Source organism: Erythrobacter sp. F6033 (genome assembly GCF_023016005.1).
Lineage (GTDB): Bacteria > Pseudomonadota > Alphaproteobacteria > Sphingomonadales > Sphingomonadaceae > Erythrobacter.
Map to the genome: position 1 here is coordinate 238140 of NZ_JALKAZ010000001.1, position 17096 is coordinate 255235.

The following is a 17096-nucleotide window of genomic DNA, read 5'->3' on the forward strand; positions in this document are numbered from 1 at the left end:
GCCAAAAGGCGTGGACCTGACCTCGAACGCGCAAAGTGCCACTAGCCCGGTACACTGTAAAGCACAGTGCTGAACCGGGTTTGAATGGCGATGAATGGATTATCCGCGCACCAATCCCAGTGCTTTGTAGGTTGCGTCGAGCGTTGGCAGGCCGTTTTCGCGTGCTCGCGCTGCGCCGCGAGCGAGGATTGCATCGAGCGCTTCCTGATCGTCTTTCAGCTCCATAAAGCGTGCATTGATCGGCGCGAGCGTTTCGATCAGAGCCTCGCCAAGAGCCGGTTTAAACGCTCCGAAGCCTTGCCCACCGTGATCGGCTAGGACTTCCTCGATCGTCTTGTCCGTCAGGGCCGCCAAGATTCCGACGAGGTTTTTAGCTTCGGCCCGCTCCTCCAGACCCTTCTCTTCGCTCGGAAGCGGCTCGGCGTCAGTTTTCGCCTTTTTGATCTTTTTCATGATCGTATCGGCATCGTCGGTCAGGCTGATGCGGCTCATGTCCGACGGATCGGACTTGCTCATCTTCTTTGTGCCATCGCGCAAGGACATGATCCTCGCGGCGGCGGGCGGGATGTATGGGTCTGGTAGGGTGAACAAAGGCGCGTCTTCGGGGCAGAAATCGGTGTTGAATTTCTGCGCGATGTCGCGGGCGAGCTCCAGATGCTGTTTCTGGTCTTCGCCCACCGGAACATGCGTCGCCTGATACAGCAGCACGTCTGCCGCCTGCAGCACCGGATAAGTGAAGAGCGCAATGGATTGGCCCTCGCGGTTCTTGCCCGCTTTATCCTTCCACTGGGTCATGCGGTTGAGCCAGCCCATCCGCGCAGTGCCGCTCAGCAACCATTGCAATTCGGCGTGAGCGGGAACCTGCGCCTGATTGAACAGTACGGTTTTGGCCGGATCAACGCCGCAAGCGACCAAAGTAGCCACCATTTCGCGTGTGTTTTGCGTCAGCTCAGCCGGGCTATGCGGCATAGAGATGGCATGCAGATCGGCGAGGAAAATGAAGCATTCACCGCCACTCGCATGCGCTTCTTCCTGAAGCTTCACATAATTGACGATCGCGCCAAGGTAATTGCCAAGGTGCGGTTTGCCAGTGGGCTGGATGCCGGAAACGACACGCATATCAGGGAGCTTTCTTCTTTGTGAGTGGGGCGATGCGTTCACGGTCGATGGCTCCGACTGCGAATGCAACACCAAAATAGACGATGGCGGCTGCCGATACGAGCGCAAGTAGCGCGCCGAGCCGTTCAAACAGTCCGGCAGAGAACCAGCTGGTTAGTAGGTCGCGGGTGTAGAACAAGGCGAGGCCCATGGCGGCTGCCGCAACAATCTGCCGAGCGATCCTGAGAATCAGCGCGCCCGGAACGCGGTAGAAATTGCGCTGCGCGAGGACGACCAACAGAAAGGTGACATTGATCCAAGCGCCGATCACGCTGGCATAGGCGACACCGATCACACCGAACCGATCAAGCAGAGCGATGTTGAATGCGATGAATACACCCAGCGAAATGAACGCCGCAATGACCGGTGTTTTCGTATCAGCCCGGGCGTAGAAATTTGGCACCAGCACCTTTACCAGCACATAGGCGGGCAGGCCCATCACAAGCGCCGCCAGAACATTGCCCGTAATCGCGGCATCGGCCATCTCAAAGCGTCCGCCCTGAAAAATCATCGTGACAAAGGGCGTTGCGCAGATCGCGAGCGCAACGGCGGCAGGGATGGTCAGCAGCATCGAAAGTTCGATCGCATCAGATTGCACTCTATCCGCGCCCTGCTTGTTGTCGCTTCCCACGAATTTCGACAGAGACGGCAGGATAGCGGTCGCCAGCGCGATACCGATGATGCCAAGCGGCAGCTGATTCAGACGGTCGGCATAGTTCATGTAGCTGACCGACCCGTCTTCAAGCTGGTTGAGAAAATAGAGCTGAACCAGAGTGTTGATCTGATACGCGCCGCCGCCAATCGCAGCCGGAAGCGCGATGATCGACAGCCGCTTTACCTCCGGCGTGATCCGCGGCCAGAGCAGCCTTGGCCGAAACCCTTCGACCCGCGTCCAGAAATACAGCCAAGCAAGCTGCATCACGCCTGCACCCGTAACAGCCCATGCGACGCCATATGCGACCTGCTCCACGCTTGCGCCTGTGGTTTCGATAAACCACTCGCCGGTCAGCAACGCCGCGATCAGGACAAGATTGAGAATGATCGGAAAGCTCGCGCCCGGTGCGAAGCGTGAGACGCTATTAAGCATGCCGGTGAACAAGGTCACCAGACTGACAAGGATAATGTAGGGGAACATGATCCGCGCGAAATCGACCGCCAACGGATAGGTTTCGGCATCGACCGGCTTTTCTGAGAGCAGCCAGATCACGCCGGGCATCGCGATTTCGAATATCGCGACCAGCGCGATGAGCACTGGCAGGAAAACGCTCAGCACATCGGCGCTGAAACTCTTTGCCTCTTCAAGCCCCTTTTCAGGGTCGTCATGCCCGTGCAGCCGTTTTGAAAACATCGGCACAAAAGCCGCCGAAAATGCGCCTTCGGCAAACAGGCGGCGGAACACATTGGGGATGATAAAGGCCTGAAACCATGCGTCGGTGACCGCATTCGCGCCGAGGACGCGCGAGAATATCATCTCGCGCGCCATTCCGGCAATTCGGCTGAGCATGGTTAGCCCGCCGATTGTTCCGACGTTCTTGAGCAGGCTCATCGTTCAGGCCCGCGCCGGCATCCGCTTACGCGTTGCCTTCAGCTGGCGGGATTGTGCCCTCGGCACCTTCCTGCGCACGCTTTGCCTGCAATTGCTGCATGTACAGACCGTTGAAATCGATTGGATCGATCAGCAGCGGCGGGAAGCCGGCATCGCGAACCGCGTCCGAGATAACGCGGCGCGCAAACGGGAACAGAATGCGCGGAGCTTCGGCAAACAAGAAGGCGTGGGCCTGATCTTCGGGCACGTTGCGAATGCCGACCAGGCCGCAATAGGCTAATTCGAGGATGTAGGCAGGGCCAGCTTCTGCAGTGGCGGTGATGTTCACCTTGAGCGCGACTTCGTGGATTTCGTCGCTGATCGTCTCGGTACCGATGTTAAACTGAACATCAACCTGCGGTTGATCGGTCCATTGGAATACGCCCGGCGCGTTCGGGTTTTCAACCGAAAGGTCTTTCACGTATTGTGTGATGATCGCTGCCGAAGGCTGCGTGTCCGCGCCATTGGCTTTAGTGTCGAGATTTTGCAGGATGTCGCCTTCGTCGGCCATAATCTAAGATCTTTCGAAAGTTTGTAACTGAACTTGCATCGCTTGCACCAGACATAGGCCCATTGCGCAGCTATTGCATTGCGTAAATTGTTCCGGCGCGCGCCTAGCAGGCGCAAAGCGAGCTCGCAACCGGACGAAATGGTCAATTTGACCAACGAATTGCAACCAATTGGCTGTTGGCGAATTGTAATTGATACCTATTTAAGGCACGTATGAAAATCACAGGGCGCGAGCTAGCCGCAAGGCTGCATTCACGCATCGCGTTTTAGGCAAAGCGAACAGCCTTATGTTCGCAAAGGTAATCGGACCCTTATCGTGTTAACAGAAATCGTAATTCTCGCCATGATCGCCGCCTTTCTGGGGCTCAGGCTATATTCTGTGCTCGGCCAGCGTGCCGAGCATGAAGAAGAATCGATTACCCAGAAATACGATCCGGGCAGCAATAAGGCTGGTCAGCCTGCGCAGCCGCAGACCGCTGCGCCTGCTGCGCAACCGCGTGTTGTTGAACTCGAAGGGGTAGTACCAGCCGTTGAGCGCGGAATTCGCGAAATCAGCGATGCTGATCGGTCATTCGACCTTCCTGGCTTCGTTGAAGGTGCAAAAGGTGCCTATGAAATGGTGCTGGAGGCTTTCTGGACCGGCGATCGCGAAACCCTTCGCGAACTGTGCGACGACGATGTTTACGAAGGTTTCACAGGCGCGATTGATGCGCGCGAAGAGGCCGGACAAACGCTTGAAAACAAGCTGATCCGAATCGAGGAAAGCCGCATCCACTCTGCATCGCTGGATAATCGCATGGCGCGAATCTCAATGTTGTTTGTGGCCGATATTGCTTCCGTGACACGCGACAAGGATGGAAATGTCGTGGCTGGTTCGCTCGACGATGCGATTGAAAGCCGCGACATCTGGACATTCTCGCGCAATATCGGTTCGCGCGATCCAAACTGGGTGCTCGACGAAACCGACGAAGGTTGATTGGCACCGGGCTTCTGCTGGCTGGTTTTTAGGAAATAACGATGCGCATTGCTCCAGCACTGGCGGTCTTGCTTTTGCTGACAGGTTGCGGGCGTCTCATTCCTGAAGCCAGCACACCTTCGACAAACGTGCCGGCTGCACCGGTCGCGGCATCGGCTGTATTGCTTGGCGCAACGCCTCTTTCCGGGATTACCCTAGATAGTGCGAGCCGCACTGAGGCCACCGCCGATCTTGACGCGTTTCTGCTGTCTTGCCGCGTGGCAACCTCACGCGCTGACCGCTCCGGTCTGACCCGTCCCGATGATTGGACTGAGCCTTGCAGCGAAGCTGCCACTTGGCCGCGCAGCAAATCAGCCGAGTTTTTTACGAGCCAATTCACACCTGTCCGCGTCGGAGACGGCGCTGCATTCGCAACCGGATATTTTGAGCCTCAAATCCAAGGCGGCCTGGCCCGGCGATCCGCAACAGATGTGCCCGTTTACGGCCTGCCGACTGACCTTGAGCGTTGCTGGCGCGAAGGCACTCCGGATAGCGAGCGCACCGGCCGCGCACCGCTCAGTCGGCGGATGCCAGACGGGACTTGCACGGAATATTTCACCCGCGCCGAAATCGAGCAAGGCGCGCTGGATGGCCGCGCTCCCGTGATCGGATATGCAAGCGACCCGATCGAGTTCTTCTTCCTGCAAATTCAGGGGTCAGGCCGCCTCGTTACCGAAAATGGCGATGTGGTTCGCATCGGATATGCAGGCCAGAACGGTCATTCCTACACCGGCATTGGCGGCGTCATGCGCGAACGCGGATTGCTGGGTGAAGGGCCCGGCAAATATGCAGGGTCGATGCAAGGCATCATGCAATATCTGCGCGAAAACCCGCGCGATGGCGCAGACCTGATGCGGCTCAATGAAAGCTGGGTTTTCTTCCGCGAACTGGAGGGCGAAGGTCCGCTGGGTTCAATCGGAGTGCCTGTCAGGCCTCGCAATGCGGTGGCGGTTGATCCGCGATACGTGCCTTACGGCGCGCCTGTCATCCTCGATCTCGACCGTGACGTGGCCGACGGCATCTGGATCGCGCAGGATACGGGCGGCGCCATCAAGGGCCCCAACCGGTTCGATACGTTCTGGGGCGCGGGCGAGGAAGCGCGCGAAATCGCAGGCGGAATGAGCGGGCGGGGATCGGCTGTCATTCTCCTTCCCAAAGCCAGTGCCGAGCGGCTGCGCGCAAACGGACAATGAGCGTCCCGCGGGGCCTGAGCGCCGAAGAACAAACTGCATGGGCGAAGCTGGCTGAAAGCGTAACGCCGATGGCGGGGCGCAGACTGCCCCCCGTGCCGAAGCCGGCGATCCATTCTGATCCTGCTCCGGTTAAGCCAACACCCAAGCCGATCGCACCCAAACCACCGAGGCGTGCCCCTGTTGCGGCGCGCGCTCCTACGTCTTCACCGCCACCGCGCCGGCGGTTCTCATCGGAGCTGGACTCGCATTGGACCCGTAAGCTGAAGGCAGGGCAGATCGCGCCGGATTACACGCTCGATCTGCACGGTCACACGCTCGACAGCGCATATAGTCGGATCATCAGCGGTATTGATCAGGCGCGCGCGATGGATGCGCGGCTGGTTCTGGTAATCGCCGGGCGGGAGCGTCCGGTTGATCCGGCAGATCGTGGCAGCAAACGCGGGGCGATCCGTGCGAAGATGCTCGATTGGCTTGCGGCGAGCCATCACGCGGATAGCATCGCTGCGGTGCGCCGCGCGCATATCCGGCATGGCGGCGAGGGCGCACTTTATCTTGTGCTGAAACGGCGGCGCTGAACCCAGCACCGCCGTTCCTTGTTCGGGTATGACAGATTACCCGAACAACCAGACATTCATCAGACGGCCCGGCAGCGCAAAGCTGACAATGCCGGGGATCATCAGAGCGCCGAGATAGAGGCTCAGGATCTCTTTCTTGTGCCCCTTCATATCGCCGCGCCGTGCCGTCGCGATCAGCTTGTAAGATGCCCAAAGGGTCATCGGAATGAAGATGTGAATGAAGCTGAAGGTGCCGCCTGTGCGAATGAAAATCGCGGAAAGGGCGGTCGTCACCATCAGGGCGACCCAGACCTTGCCCAGCGTCTTGTGCATCGGCGTGCCTTTAGGGGCGAGCAGCAAGAACCCGCCCAGCGGGATCGCGGGCAGCACAGTCGTCACATGGATAAGTATGGCGAGGTGGCGGATATTTGGGTGTTCCGGCGCGAAGCCCAACACGCCGCGGCCAACCGCGTAGAATGCCGCGAGTGTCATTGTGGTCGCAGCCAACATCACAATCGCTCGGACCTGGGGGCTGATGTCGAACGCCGGGGCTTTCTTCGGTTTGGGCGTACTATTTTGCGAAAACGGGAATGTGAGTTTCTGTGTAAATACGGTCATCGGTCTGTCTCCAATCACGGTTTGTTTGTGTTCGTTGGAGCCAGAATGCCGCCTACCCGTTTGCCCGCAATCGCTGCTGCGCGAAGGGACGCGCATCTTCGCGAAACGGCGGATTTCACGCGGTTTGCCACTTTACGAAGCGCGAATGGGCAGTCAGGTAAGGTGTATGGACACCGCAAAGCCCGCTCCTGCCAAGCCACTCGCCCGCAAAATCGTCATCGATCTTTCAATCATGACGGTGATCGGCGTGGTGCTGGCATTCGTGGGGCCATTCGGCAGTTTCGCGGAGCCGCTCGCCTATCGGTTGGTCAGCTGGGTCAGCTTCGCGTGGATCGGTTATGCGATTTACAGCCCGATGAGCTGGGTGGTGGACCGGCTGTACGCCTGGCTTGAGCTGCCGCGTCCGTTGCTCTGGGTGTTCGGTGTGGTGCTGGCAACCATTCCGATGACGGCGATTGTCTGGTCGATGGGCTTTCTGCCGCGCCCCGTACCCTTGCCATCGCTGGAGCAGGCGCTGTCATCCTATTTCTATGTGTTTCTGGTCGGCGGCGGGATCACGGCTTTTTTCTACATGATCGAAGCGCGCGGTGAGCACGGTGAAGCGGCGGCTGTGCCGCCAATCGCCCCGGAGACTGCCTCACCAGTTCCTGATCCGATTCTGACAAACCCCTTGATCGAACAGCTTCCGGCGGAGCTCGGTAGCGACATCATCGCTCTGGAGATGGAAGATCACTATGTTCGCGTGCACACTGCGCTTGGTTCGGAGCTGGTCCTGATGCGGCTGCGCGATGCAACGGTCCATGTGGCCGAGATCGAAGGTCAGCAGGTCCACCGCAGCTGGTGGGTCGCACGCCATGCAGTAGAAGACGTGGTGCGCGATGGCCGCAACATCCGCCTGAAACTCCCGCGTGAGGTCGAAGCTCCGGTAAGCCGCGCGAATGTTGCAGCTCTACGAGAGGCTGGCTGGATTTGACGCAGGTACAAAAAGACCTCCGAAACTTTCGCTCCGGAGGTCTCTTGCGACCCTGATCGGGGGGGAGATCAGGGTGAAGTCAAATCACCGATCAGTGATATTTGGCGTAGCTGAGATCGAAGCGATCTGCGTCCATCACCTTGGTCCATGCCGCGACGAAATCATGCACGAACTTCTCTTCGCTGCCAGCTTCAGCATAGACTTCGGCCTGAGCGCGAAGCTGTGAATTGGATCCGAAGACCAAATCGGTGCGGGTCGCGCGGAAACGCTCTGCTCCGGTCGAACGGTCTGTTCCGACATATTCCTCATCACCGCTGCCATCGACGATTGTCCACTTCGTGCTCATGTCGAGCAGGTTGGTGAAGAAGTCCGGTGTCAGCTGGCCCTTGCGGGTCGTGAGGACGCCGTGGCTGGTGTTGCCGGTGTTCGCGCCCAGCGCGCGCATGCCGCCGACCAGAACAGTCAGTTCGGGGATCGAAAGACCCAGCAGATGCGCCTTGTCGATCAGCATGTCTTCGGTGCGGACATTGGCTTTCGTCTTGAGGTAGTTGCGGAAACCATCGGCAAACGGTTCCAGCGGCTCGAAGCTTTCGGCATCGAACTGATCCTCGGTTGCGTCACCGCGACCGGTGGTCACATCAACACTCACATCGAAGCCTGCATCTTTCGCCGCTTTCTCGACCGCAGCCGCACCGCCCAGAACGATAGCGTCAGCCATCGAGATCGAGCCGCGCAGCTCGTCCAGCTTTGCCAGCACTTTGCCCAGCTCTTCCGGATCATTAGCCGCCCAGTTCTTCATCGCGTCAAAGCGGATGTGCGCACCATTCGCGCCGCCGCGGTGATCCGAATTGCGATAGGTCGAGGCCGAAGCCCATGCTGCCTTCACCAGTTCGGATACGGTCAGGCCGCTACCGAGAACAGCGGATTTGAAGGCTGCGACATCGCCATCCGAAACCTGCGTTCCAGCAGGAACCGGATCCATCCAGATCAGCTCTTCCGATGGCACTTCAGGGCCGAGATAGCGGACTTTCGGCCCCATATCGCGGTGGCACAGTTTGAACCATGCACGAGCAAAAGCGTCATCCAGTTGCGCTGGATTGGCGAGGAAGCGCTCCGAAATCTTGCGATATTCAGGGTCCATCTTCAGCGCCATATCGGCGGTCGTCATCATGGTAGGAACCTTGACCGACGGATCGCGGGCGTCGGGTGCCATGTCTTCCGGATCGGGATTAATCGGCGTCCATTGCTGCGCACCAGCCGGGCTGTGCACCAGCTCAAATTCGTATTTGAACAGGATGCGGAAATAGTCGTGGCTCCATGAAGTCGGGTTGTTCGACCATGATCCTTCGATACCCGAAGTGGTGATGTGGCCCTTACCGATTTCTTCCTCGTCATTGAGCCAGCCGAAGCCCTGCAATTCGAGAGCTTCGCTTTCAGGAGCGCCGCCGAACGTGTCAGAAGGCTCAGCGCCGTGCGCTTTGCCGAAGGCGTGGCCGCCTGCTGTCAGAGCGACGGTTTCCTCGTCATTCATCGCCATGCGGGCAAAGGTTTCGCGCATATCGCGTGCGCTTTCCAGCGGATCGGGATTGCCGCCCGGACCTTCCGGATTGACGTAGATCAAGCCCATCTGGATCGCAGCCAATGGGTTTTCGAGAGCCATGCCTTCTTTCGGCTGAATGCGGGTGGCGACGCCTTCGTTCACCCACTGCTCTTCGGTGCCCCAATAGACGCTTTCCGGCTCAAACACGTCAGCACGTCCGCCGCCGAAGCCGAAGACAGGACCGCCCATGCTTTCGATGGCGACATTGCCGGTGAGCACGAACAGGTCGGCCCAGCTGATATTGCGACCATATTTCTGTTTGATCGGCCATAGCAGACGACGCGCTTTGTCGAGGTTGCCGTTATCCGGCCAGCTGTTCAGCGGAGCAAAACGCTGTTGCCCAGTGCCCGCACCGCCGCGACCATCGCCTGTGCGATAGGTGCCGGCTGCATGCCATGCCATGCGGATAAAGAACGGGCCGTAATGGCCATAATCGGCAGGCCACCAATCCTGATTGTCCGTCATGAGAGCGGTCAAGTCGGCTTTGAGTGCAGTATAATCGACCGAGTTGAATGCTTCGGCATAGTCGAAGTCTTCGCCGTAAGGATTGGCGCTTTTGCCTTCCTCGGTCAGAATGTCGAGCTGTGTTGCCTCGGGCCACCAATCCTTATTGGTCCGGCCCAAAAGGGTGCGCATGCCTCCGTCGCCGTTGAACGGGCATCCGCCACTCATTTCACCTGTCTTCGCATCCATGGAAACTCTCCTCTTACCAATGAGACTCGGTGTGCCCGAGTATGATGACAAGAGAATGATGGATGCGCTCTAATCAGTCCAATCGATTAAAATGCGCTGATTGATTGGTTTTACCGATCAAGCGGCTTGAGCAACTTCGTCTACCGGCTCGTTGCGGATGAGATAGTCGAACGCGCCAAGGCCAGCTGTCGCGCCCGTACCCATCGCAACGACGATTTGCTTGTCGGGGACAGTGGTTGCATCGCCTGCGGCGTAGATGCCGGGCAGGTTGGTTGCACCGTGCTCGTCGACGACAATTTCGCCATGCTTGGACAGTTCAAGGCCGGTATCTGCGAGCCATTCCGTGTTCGGGACAAGGCCGATTTGAACGAATACGCCCTCCAACTCAATCGTACGTTCGTCTCCGCTCTCACGATCTTTCAGGACGAGTCCGTTGGTGCGCGATCCGTCGCCAGTGATCTCCGTCGTTTGACCATTGGTCACGATTTCGACATTGGGCATGGAGCGCAGCTTGCGTTGCAGCACTTCGTCCGCGCGCAATTTGCTGTCGAATTCGATCAGAGTGACGTGGCCGACAATCTTGGCCAGATCAATCGCGGCCTCTACGCCGGAATTGCCGCCGCCGATCACCGCGATCCGCTTGCCCTTGAACAGCGGGCCGTCGCAATGCGGGCAATAGGCCACGCCTTTGTTTCGGTATTCCGCTTCGCCCGGTACGCCGAGATTGCGCCAGCGCGCACCCGTGGAAAGGACAAGCGAGCGTGATTTCAGAACCGCGCCATTGGCGAATGTGACTTCGTGCATACCGCCAGCTTCGCTTGCCGGTTTCAGCTGCGTTGCGCGGGCCAGATCCATCAGGTCAATTTCGTTCTGAAGCGTCTGCTTCTTGAGATTGTCCGATAGCTTCGGCCCTTCGGTATAGCTCGTGCCCGGCAAGTTTTCGATGCCGAGTGTGTCCTGCAACTGGCCGCCGAAGCGTTCTGCTGCGATACCCGTGCGGAAGCCTTTGCGAGCGGTGTAGACTGCAGACGCCGCACCGGCGGGGCCGCCGCCGATAACAAGCACTTCAAACGGCTCTTTGGCTGACAGTTTCTCGGCCGCTTTTTCGTCTGCGCCGCTGTCCAGCTTTGACAGGATTTCGGCGAGTTCCATCTTGCCGTTGTAGAAGCTTTCCCCGTTGAGGAATGTCGCAGGAACAGCGAGGACGCCGCGGTTCTCTACTTCATCTTGGAATGTGCCGCCTTCGATCAAGGTCGCGGTGATGCGCGGGTTTTCAAGCGCCATCAGGGTCAGCGCCTGAACAACGTCGGGGCAGTTGTGGCAGCTGAGTGAGAAGAACATCTCGAACTCGAAATCGCCTTCGAGGCCGCGAACCTGCTCGATCAGATCGGCATCGACTTTTGGTGGGTGTCCGCCAGCCCACAACAGCGCGAGCACGAGCGAAGTGAATTCGTGACCCATCGGCAGGCCTGCAAAACGCACCCACTTATCTGCATCGGAAGCGCGGCGGATGATGAAGCTCGGCTTGCGCTCGTGCGTGCCATCAAATTGCGCGCTCACCATTTCGTGAAGCTCGGCAATTTCGGTCAGCAGGGCGCGGGTCTGCGCAGATTTCTCGCTGTCATCCAACGACGCGACAAGCTCAATCGGCTCGCGCAAATTGGCGAGATATTGTGTGAGCTGGGTCTGCATATTGCTGTCGAGCATCGGAGTTCCTCTTGGAAATTCTGCTGTAAATTGGTGTCCGCCCTAGTGCCTCAAAATCGAGGCAAAGTGGGTCCGGATCTCACCTCGCGAGGGGGAGGGGGGATGGCGAGAGTGATCCGGACCCTTTTGCGATCCAAGCCGCAGGGGTGCGCTTGGATGGAGGCCCGCGCGGCCCTGAGCCGGTTAGCCGTAAGGCTTAGATTTTGCCGACTAGGTCAAGCGAAGGAGCCAGCGTGTCGCTGCCTTCTTCCCATGCTGCCGGGCAAACCTGACCTGGGTTGGCGCGGACATATTGTGCGGCTTTGATCTTGCGGGTCAGTTCGTTGGCGTTACGGCCTACGCCTTCGCAGGTGATTTCCATGATTTGGATCACGCCATCGGGATCGACGACGAAGGTCGCGCGATCGGCAAGGCCTACGCCTTCACGAAGAACGCCGAACTGGTTCGACAAGGTGTGCATCTGGTCGCCGAGGAACGGGAACTGAAGCTTGCCGATTTTCTCGGAGCTGTCGTGCCATGCTTTGTGGCTGAAATGTGTGTCGGTGCTGACCCCGTACACTTCGACGCCCATGTCCTGAAGCATCGAGTACTTTTCACCCATATCTTCAAGCTCGGTCGGGCACACAAATGTGAAATCCGCCGGGTAGAAGAAGAATACCGACCATTTGCCTTCGATGTCTTTTTCAGTGACGTCGAAGAAGTCTTTGCCAGCTTGGAATGCGGTTGCTGTGAACGGTTGAACTGTCGAACCGATGATACCCATGGATATATTTCCCTTTTGTGTGGGTTGAGAGGAAGAGGTTGCAGCCCACATAGTGCGTGCTGCGCTGCAAAAAAGACGATTTGTGCGATTGCGAAGATCGAAATTTTCAATCAGGAAAACGGGAGGAGATTGGATTGGTTCCTTCGCTGCATTCAATGCAGCAAATTCTATCCTGCCAGCTGTTTTGCTTGCCGGAAACTGATCAGCTTCCGGCTGTCTTCATCCCATAGTGCAAGCCACATCGTGCTCACCGCCTGCCTCGGGCTGACACGGTTGTATTCGGCCAGTTCTGGGTACGCTTTGAGCGCGGCGGGAAGGCGATAAAACGGAATCCGGCTCACCAGATGATGGATATGGTGGATCGCGATGTTGCCTGTGAACCAGTTCATCACAGCGGGCAGATGCAGGTACGAACTGCCTCCAATTGCGGAATCGTGATAATTCCAGTTTTCGCGCGTATCCCAATGCGCATCTTCAAACTGATGTTGGACATAGAATAACCACACGCCAACCGATGCCGCCGTGAGTAGGACAGGCAGGAACACCAGCGCCGTCACTGCGGCTCCGAAAGCCAGCCCAAGCGCAATCAGGATCGCGGCCGTGACCGCATTCGTCGCAAGCGCGCTGATCCAGTAAATCCAGCCCGCTTTCATCAGCCCGATCGGTAGCCGGTGGCGCAGCAGGAACAGGTAGGCTGGGCCCAGCCCCATAAGCACAATCGGGTGGCGATAAAGGCGATAGCCAAAGCGCCCAAGCCAGCTCTTTTCGCGATATTCGCGCACGGTCAGCGTATCCACATCGCCATATCCGCGCGCATCCAGATTGCCTGTGCTTGCGTGATGCAATTCGTGGCTGCGCCGCCAGCAATCATAGGGGGTCAGGGTGAGAACGCCGATTGACCGGCCCAGCCATTTGTTCACCGCCTTGCTTTTGAAAAACGATCCATGTCCGCAATCATGTTGAATGATGAACAACCGAAGGAGCAGCATGCCCGCAAGCGGAATGAGCGCCAGCGCGATGTAATACTCGGCCTGAACCGCAAACAGCATCGCCGCCATCAAAGCTGCAAATGGGACGAAGGTGGATGCGACTTCCCAAATGCTGCGCGAAACGCGCGGGGTCCGGAATGCAGCAAGCTCGCGAGCCAGTTTGCGGGGATTGATTGCATTGTCATCGCTGGTTTCAGCGGCGGCGGTTAGGGGAGCGTGAATAAATGCACCTGAGGGTTTCAATTAGGGGAAATCGTATTGCCGACCGTGCTACCAAGCGTAGCCGCGAGAGGCAATTGGCGTTGGTCGAAACGCGCGTGGAGCTCGCAAAGAGAGCGTACCGGGAATTTAGGCTTTTGTCGGATAGCGGATAGTGCTCCAAGCGATTTCACTGGGCAATTCACCGCGCCCAAGAAAGTGCGCGAGGATTTGCTTGGCAGCCTTCTCGTCGACCCTGCCTTCGGGCCAGCGCTTGAAAAAGCCCAATTTGCCTTTCAAAGTCACTTCCTTGCCAGCCCATTTACTTGTCGGCTTTACTGCAATTTTGTTGATGTACTCGTTTCTCGGTGTGACTTCGATATGCCAGCCGTCCTTGTACCATCTGATCAGCAGTTCATCCGCGCCATTGTTGACTGCGCGCAGGAACGGATGTCGACCGCCTTTTGTCGAATTTAACGCCTCCTCAATCGCCTCTGGGGTTGCAACCAACCAGGCATCCCAGTCTCCAGCACGAACAGATGGGCTCGGGAAAGCGGCGTTATGGATTTCGGTGTCCGCTTGATGCTTTCGGTGCAGACGCTCTTCGAGCCATTCCCCCGAAATGAACAGGCCCACCAGCAAGAGCAAGAAAGCCGGCAGCATGAACCAAAAACCATGTATCTCTGCGATCTCAAACAGCGTCGGAATGTAAATCACTACGAACGCCGCCGGGACGATAGAACTTACGATCCTTGCGAGCCTTGCACGCATCACTATGCGTTCTCCATTTGGCTACCCAACCTGCGCGCGGTGAAGCATCTTCTGATCCGCCAGCACCAGCGCCATCATCGCCTCGACCACGGGCGTTCCGCGAATGCCCACGCAGGGATCGTGACGACCTTTGGTGCGGACCTGCGTTGCCTCGCCTGCGGAGTTAATCGAGTCCACCGGCGTCAGAATTGAACTGGTCGGCTTGAAGGCCACGCGGCACACCACCGGCTGTCCGGTCGAGATACCGCCCGCCGTCCCACCTGCATGGTTGCTGGCATAGACCGGCTTGCCATCCGGGCCGGGCGACATCGCATCGGCGTTCTGCTCGCCCGTCAGGCGCGCGGCCTCGAAACCGTCGCCGATTTCGACGCCTTTGGTCGCGTTGATGCTCATCATGGCGGAGGCGAGTTCGCTGTCGAGCTTGCCATAGACCGGCGCGCCCCATCCGGCGGGCACTCCATGCGCCACGCATTCGACGACTGCGCCTAGCGAAGAGCCATCCTTGCGAGCATTGTCGACCAGCTCTTCCCAACGCTTCGCAGCGGCGGCGTCAGGGCAGAAGAACGGGTTTTGGCCAATCTGGTCATAATCGATATTAGCCGGGTCGATCCGGTCCCCGCCAAGTTCGCAAACAAAGGCGGTGATCGTGACTTCGGGAATGATCAGGCGCGCCACCGCGCCCGCGGCCACACGCGCAGCCGTTTCGCGGGCGCTCGAACGTCCGCCGCCGCGATAATCGCGGATGCCGTACTTCGCGTCATAGACATAGTCAGCGTGACCGGGGCGATAGCTTTGCGCGATTTCCGAATAGTCTTTCGACCGCTGATCGGTGTTCTCGATCATCAGATGGATCGGCGTGCCGGTTGTGACCTGCTGCCCATCCGCATTGTCGAACACGCCCGACATTATGCGCACCGCGTCCGGCTCTTTACGCTGGGTAGTGAACTTGCTCGTCCCCGGCTTGCGCGCATCCATAAATGGCTGGATGTCCTCTGCGCGCAGAGGCAATCCCGGCGGGCACCCATCCAGCACCGCGCCAAGTCCGGGGCCATGGCTTTCGCCCCAAGTGGTAAAGCGCAAAACGCGCCCGAACGTGTTCAAACTCATGCCTGCTCTCATGTCGCAACTGTGGGCCGGTGTCCATAATCTCTGGCGCTGCGGGTTCGTATGCGCCAGAAGAATGCTCAGAACAAATCGGGGCCAAGGGCGCGGACGAATGATTGCAAAGCTATCGGGGCGGCTGGACGAAACCGGCGAGGACTGGGCCATCGTCGATGTGCAGGGCGTGGGCTATCTGGTCCATTGTTCGACCAAGACGCTCGCCGCGCTGGGCGAAGTGGGCGAGGGGTGCACGATCCACACCGATTTGCAGGTTTCCGAAAACGATATGCGGCTGCTCGGCTTTGCCGAAAGCGCAGAGCGCGACTGGTTCCGATTGCTGACGACGGTTCAAGGCGTGGGCAGCAAAGTGGCGCTCGCAATCCTTTCTGCACTGTCGACCGGTGAAGTGCGCGATGCCTGCGCGGGCGGAGACGCGGCGACGGTGGCGCGGGCGAACGGTGTCGGGCCGAAGCTGGCAAGCCGGATCGTCAACGAGCTCAAAGACAAAGCAGGCGCTCTGCCCGGCGGAGGCATTGCCGGAGCGGCTGGCGTCGCAGTGCCGAAAGGCGCAGCGAGCGCCGATGCGGTCAGCGCGCTGGAGAATCTCGGGTTCAAACCGGCGGTAGCCGCGCAAGCTGTGGCTCGGGCGCAGGCAGAATTGGGCGAGGACGCGAAAGAAGGCGATCTGATCAGGTTCGCGCTTAAGAAAGCGGCTGGGTGATGCGTGCCAAGTGGCGGCTCTTTGTCTTGCTTTTTTACGGCTGTCTCTTGTTTTGGGAGTCGGTGACAATTGGCGCACCGCATGCCAGCATTGCAGATGTACCGTTTACGATCGTGCTAATGCTTGTTGCATTGGCGCCAGTCGTTTTCTTGTGTCTTGTACCTCGTCAAACCGATGCAATGGGGATAGTCGCAATACTCGTTATTGGGTTTGGCGTGTGGGGTTATGATGCAAATGACGGTGATCCTATCGGCTTGCTAATCCTAATTTTCTATCAATACTGCGCGACGGGTGTTGGAGCCTTGATGATCATACTCGGAGCTCATTTTCTAAAGGCAAAATCATGATCAGACTGGGATTCGCAACCGCGCTCACCGCAGCGCTAGTCGCAACACCGCTGGCCGCTCAAGACCTCTCGGCGTTCAAAACCGGTCCTGTCTTTGAAGACTTCGGCCCGCATGCGCCGGTGCCGGATCAGGACTTTGCGATCCCTGAAGAGACCGATCTCTATATCGCTTTTGACGCTGCGAAGGCCGCTGAAGACGGGCGTATCAATCGCACCATCGAAAGCGCGGCGCGGTTTATCAATATGCACAATACCGCCGGAGTGGAGCCTGCGCGCGTCCGCGTTGCGGTCGTGGTGCACGGCAAGGCGACGCTCGATCTGTTGAACGATGCGAAGTTTGCTGAGCGCGAATTGGGTGAGGCCAACGCGACCGCCGCCGTTATCCCGGAATTGCTAGATATGGGCGTGCGGATCGTGCTGTGCGGGCAAAGCGCTGCGGCCAATGGGGTCGCTAAAGAAGATCTGGTTCCCGGTGTCGAAATGGCGCTTTCCGCGATGACAGCCCACGCGGTCTTGCAACGACAGGGCTATACGGTGAACCCGTTTTGAAGCGCGTAAGGCAACTTCTGTACTTCGTTATTGGGCTCGCTCTGTACCCGTC

Annotated in this window: 17 protein-coding genes; 7 read left to right on the top strand and 10 right to left on the bottom strand. The window is 58.4% G+C overall.

Features of this window, described 5'->3' with window-relative positions; genetic code table 11:
- Window positions 1–99: 99 nt before the first annotated feature.
- The 3 genes from trpS to secB are packed head-to-tail and all read right to left on the bottom strand — an operon-like array spanning window position 100 to window position 3254.
- Window positions 100–1119, bottom strand: coding sequence for a tryptophan--tRNA ligase (trpS, locus tag MWU39_RS01185; RefSeq protein WP_247158148.1), 1020 nt, complete (start codon window positions 1117–1119; stop codon window positions 100–102).
- Between the two features lies 1 nt (window position 1120).
- Window positions 1121–2704 carry a murein biosynthesis integral membrane protein MurJ gene (murJ, locus tag MWU39_RS01190; RefSeq protein ID WP_247158149.1) on the bottom strand — a complete coding sequence of 528 codons (1584 nt, stop codon included), beginning with the start codon at window positions 2702–2704 and terminating at the stop codon, window positions 1121–1123.
- A 25-nt stretch (window positions 2705–2729) separates the two neighbouring features.
- Window positions 2730–3254: a protein-export chaperone SecB gene (secB, locus tag MWU39_RS01195; RefSeq protein WP_247158150.1), complete on the bottom strand. Its 525-nt coding sequence runs from the start codon at window positions 3252–3254 to the stop codon at window positions 2730–2732.
- 315 nt (window positions 3255–3569) lie between these two features.
- On the opposite strand from secB, the gene MWU39_RS01200 reads away from it, so the two are divergent.
- Genes MWU39_RS01200 through MWU39_RS01210 form a run of 3 tightly spaced genes read left to right on the top strand, consistent with a single transcriptional unit; the run spans window position 3570 to window position 6036 of the window.
- Window positions 3570–4229: a Tim44/TimA family putative adaptor protein gene (locus tag MWU39_RS01200; protein WP_247158151.1), complete on the top strand. Its 660-nt coding sequence runs from the start codon at window positions 3570–3572 to the stop codon at window positions 4227–4229.
- A 41-nt stretch (window positions 4230–4270) separates the two neighbouring features.
- Entirely contained in the window at window positions 4271–5461 is a 1191-nt protein-coding gene (locus MWU39_RS01205) for an MltA domain-containing protein (RefSeq protein WP_247158152.1), read from the top strand.
- Entirely contained in the window at window positions 5458–6036 is a 579-nt protein-coding gene (locus tag MWU39_RS01210; RefSeq protein ID WP_247158153.1) for a Smr/MutS family protein, read from the top strand. The genes MWU39_RS01205 and MWU39_RS01210 overlap by 4 nt, the downstream gene beginning before the upstream one ends.
- Window positions 6037–6072: 36 nt before the next feature.
- On the opposite strand, the gene MWU39_RS01215 is transcribed toward MWU39_RS01210, so the two are convergent.
- On the bottom strand, window positions 6073–6633 hold the full coding sequence (locus MWU39_RS01215; protein ID WP_247158154.1) for a DUF2306 domain-containing protein: 561 nt from the start codon (window positions 6631–6633) through the stop codon (window positions 6073–6075).
- A gap of 166 nt (window positions 6634–6799) precedes the next feature.
- Here MWU39_RS01215 and MWU39_RS01220 point away from each other — a divergent pair, with 166 nt between their 5' ends.
- Window positions 6800–7606 (top strand): LytTR family transcriptional regulator DNA-binding domain-containing protein, encoded by an 807-nt coding sequence (locus tag MWU39_RS01220; RefSeq protein WP_247158155.1) that lies wholly within the window; start codon window positions 6800–6802, stop codon window positions 7604–7606.
- Window positions 7607–7697: 91 nt separating this feature from the next.
- Here the strand turns inward: MWU39_RS01220 and katG are convergent, their stop codons facing one another.
- The 6 genes from katG to aroC form a co-directional block, all read right to left on the bottom strand.
- Window positions 7698–9899 (bottom strand): catalase/peroxidase HPI, encoded by a 2202-nt coding sequence (gene katG, locus MWU39_RS01225; RefSeq protein WP_247158156.1) that lies wholly within the window; start codon window positions 9897–9899, stop codon window positions 7698–7700.
- A gap of 117 nt (window positions 9900–10016) precedes the next feature.
- Window positions 10017–11606 (bottom strand): alkyl hydroperoxide reductase subunit F, encoded by a 1590-nt coding sequence (gene ahpF, locus MWU39_RS01230; RefSeq protein WP_247158157.1) that lies wholly within the window; start codon window positions 11604–11606, stop codon window positions 10017–10019.
- Window positions 11607–11802: 196 nt separating this feature from the next.
- Window positions 11803–12369 (bottom strand): alkyl hydroperoxide reductase subunit C, encoded by a 567-nt coding sequence (gene ahpC / locus MWU39_RS01235; protein WP_247158158.1) that lies wholly within the window; start codon window positions 12367–12369, stop codon window positions 11803–11805.
- Window positions 12370–12536: 167 nt separating this feature from the next.
- Window positions 12537–13601 carry a fatty acid desaturase gene (locus tag MWU39_RS01240; RefSeq protein WP_247158159.1) on the bottom strand — a complete coding sequence of 355 codons (1065 nt, stop codon included), beginning with the start codon at window positions 13599–13601 and terminating at the stop codon, window positions 12537–12539.
- Window positions 13602–13706: 105 nt separating this feature from the next.
- Window positions 13707–14330 (bottom strand): hypothetical protein, encoded by a 624-nt coding sequence (locus tag MWU39_RS01245; RefSeq protein WP_247158160.1) that lies wholly within the window; start codon window positions 14328–14330, stop codon window positions 13707–13709.
- Window positions 14331–14348: 18 nt separating this feature from the next.
- A complete protein-coding gene (aroC, locus tag MWU39_RS01250; protein ID WP_247158161.1) occupies window positions 14349–15434 on the bottom strand; it encodes a chorismate synthase in 1086 nt (361 codons plus the stop codon).
- 109 nt (window positions 15435–15543) lie between these two features.
- Here aroC and ruvA point away from each other — a divergent pair, with 109 nt between their 5' ends.
- Genes ruvA through MWU39_RS01265 form a run of 3 tightly spaced genes read left to right on the top strand, consistent with a single transcriptional unit; the run spans window position 15544 to window position 17044 of the window.
- Entirely contained in the window at window positions 15544–16149 is a 606-nt protein-coding gene (ruvA, locus tag MWU39_RS01255; protein ID WP_247158162.1) for a Holliday junction branch migration protein RuvA, read from the top strand.
- Window positions 16149–16496, top strand: a complete 348-nt coding sequence (locus MWU39_RS01260) for a hypothetical protein (RefSeq protein ID WP_247158163.1) — start codon at window positions 16149–16151, stop codon at window positions 16494–16496. The genes ruvA and MWU39_RS01260 overlap by 1 nt, the downstream gene beginning before the upstream one ends.
- Entirely contained in the window at window positions 16493–17044 is a 552-nt protein-coding gene (locus tag MWU39_RS01265) for a DsrE family protein (protein ID WP_247158164.1), read from the top strand. The genes MWU39_RS01260 and MWU39_RS01265 overlap by 4 nt, the downstream gene beginning before the upstream one ends.
- The last annotated feature ends 52 nt before the right edge of the window (window positions 17045–17096 follow it).

What these genes read in the sequence shown, in the direction of transcription:
- MWU39_RS01215 (WP_247158154.1), bottom strand. Translation starts at nt 6,633, where the DNA reads ATGACCGTATTTACACAGAAACTCACATTCCCGTTTTCGCAAAATAGT.
- katG (WP_247158156.1), bottom strand. Translation starts at nt 9,899, where the DNA reads ATGGATGCGAAGACAGGTGAAATGAGTGGCGGATGCCCGTTCAACGGC.
- ahpC (WP_247158158.1), bottom strand. Translation starts at nt 12,369, where the DNA reads ATGGGTATCATCGGTTCGACAGTTCAACCGTTCACAGCAACCGCATTC.
- secB (WP_247158150.1), bottom strand. Translation starts at nt 3,254, where the DNA reads ATGGCCGACGAAGGCGACATCCTGCAAAATCTCGACACTAAAGCCAAT.
- MWU39_RS01265 (WP_247158164.1), top strand. Translation starts at nt 16,493, where the DNA reads ATGATCAGACTGGGATTCGCAACCGCGCTCACCGCAGCGCTAGTCGCA.
- MWU39_RS01260 (WP_247158163.1), top strand. Translation starts at nt 16,149, where the DNA reads ATGCGTGCCAAGTGGCGGCTCTTTGTCTTGCTTTTTTACGGCTGTCTC.
- ruvA (WP_247158162.1), top strand. Translation starts at nt 15,544, where the DNA reads ATGATTGCAAAGCTATCGGGGCGGCTGGACGAAACCGGCGAGGACTGG.
- MWU39_RS01210 (WP_247158153.1), top strand. Translation starts at nt 5,458, where the DNA reads ATGAGCGTCCCGCGGGGCCTGAGCGCCGAAGAACAAACTGCATGGGCG.
- MWU39_RS01220 (WP_247158155.1), top strand. Translation starts at nt 6,800, where the DNA reads ATGGACACCGCAAAGCCCGCTCCTGCCAAGCCACTCGCCCGCAAAATC.
- trpS (WP_247158148.1), bottom strand. Translation starts at nt 1,119, where the DNA reads ATGCGTGTCGTTTCCGGCATCCAGCCCACTGGCAAACCGCACCTTGGC.
- murJ (WP_247158149.1), bottom strand. Translation starts at nt 2,704, where the DNA reads ATGAGCCTGCTCAAGAACGTCGGAACAATCGGCGGGCTAACCATGCTC.
- MWU39_RS01205 (WP_247158152.1), top strand. Translation starts at nt 4,271, where the DNA reads ATGCGCATTGCTCCAGCACTGGCGGTCTTGCTTTTGCTGACAGGTTGC.
- ahpF (WP_247158157.1), bottom strand. Translation starts at nt 11,606, where the DNA reads ATGCTCGACAGCAATATGCAGACCCAGCTCACACAATATCTCGCCAAT.
- aroC (WP_247158161.1), bottom strand. Translation starts at nt 15,434, where the DNA reads ATGAGTTTGAACACGTTCGGGCGCGTTTTGCGCTTTACCACTTGGGGC.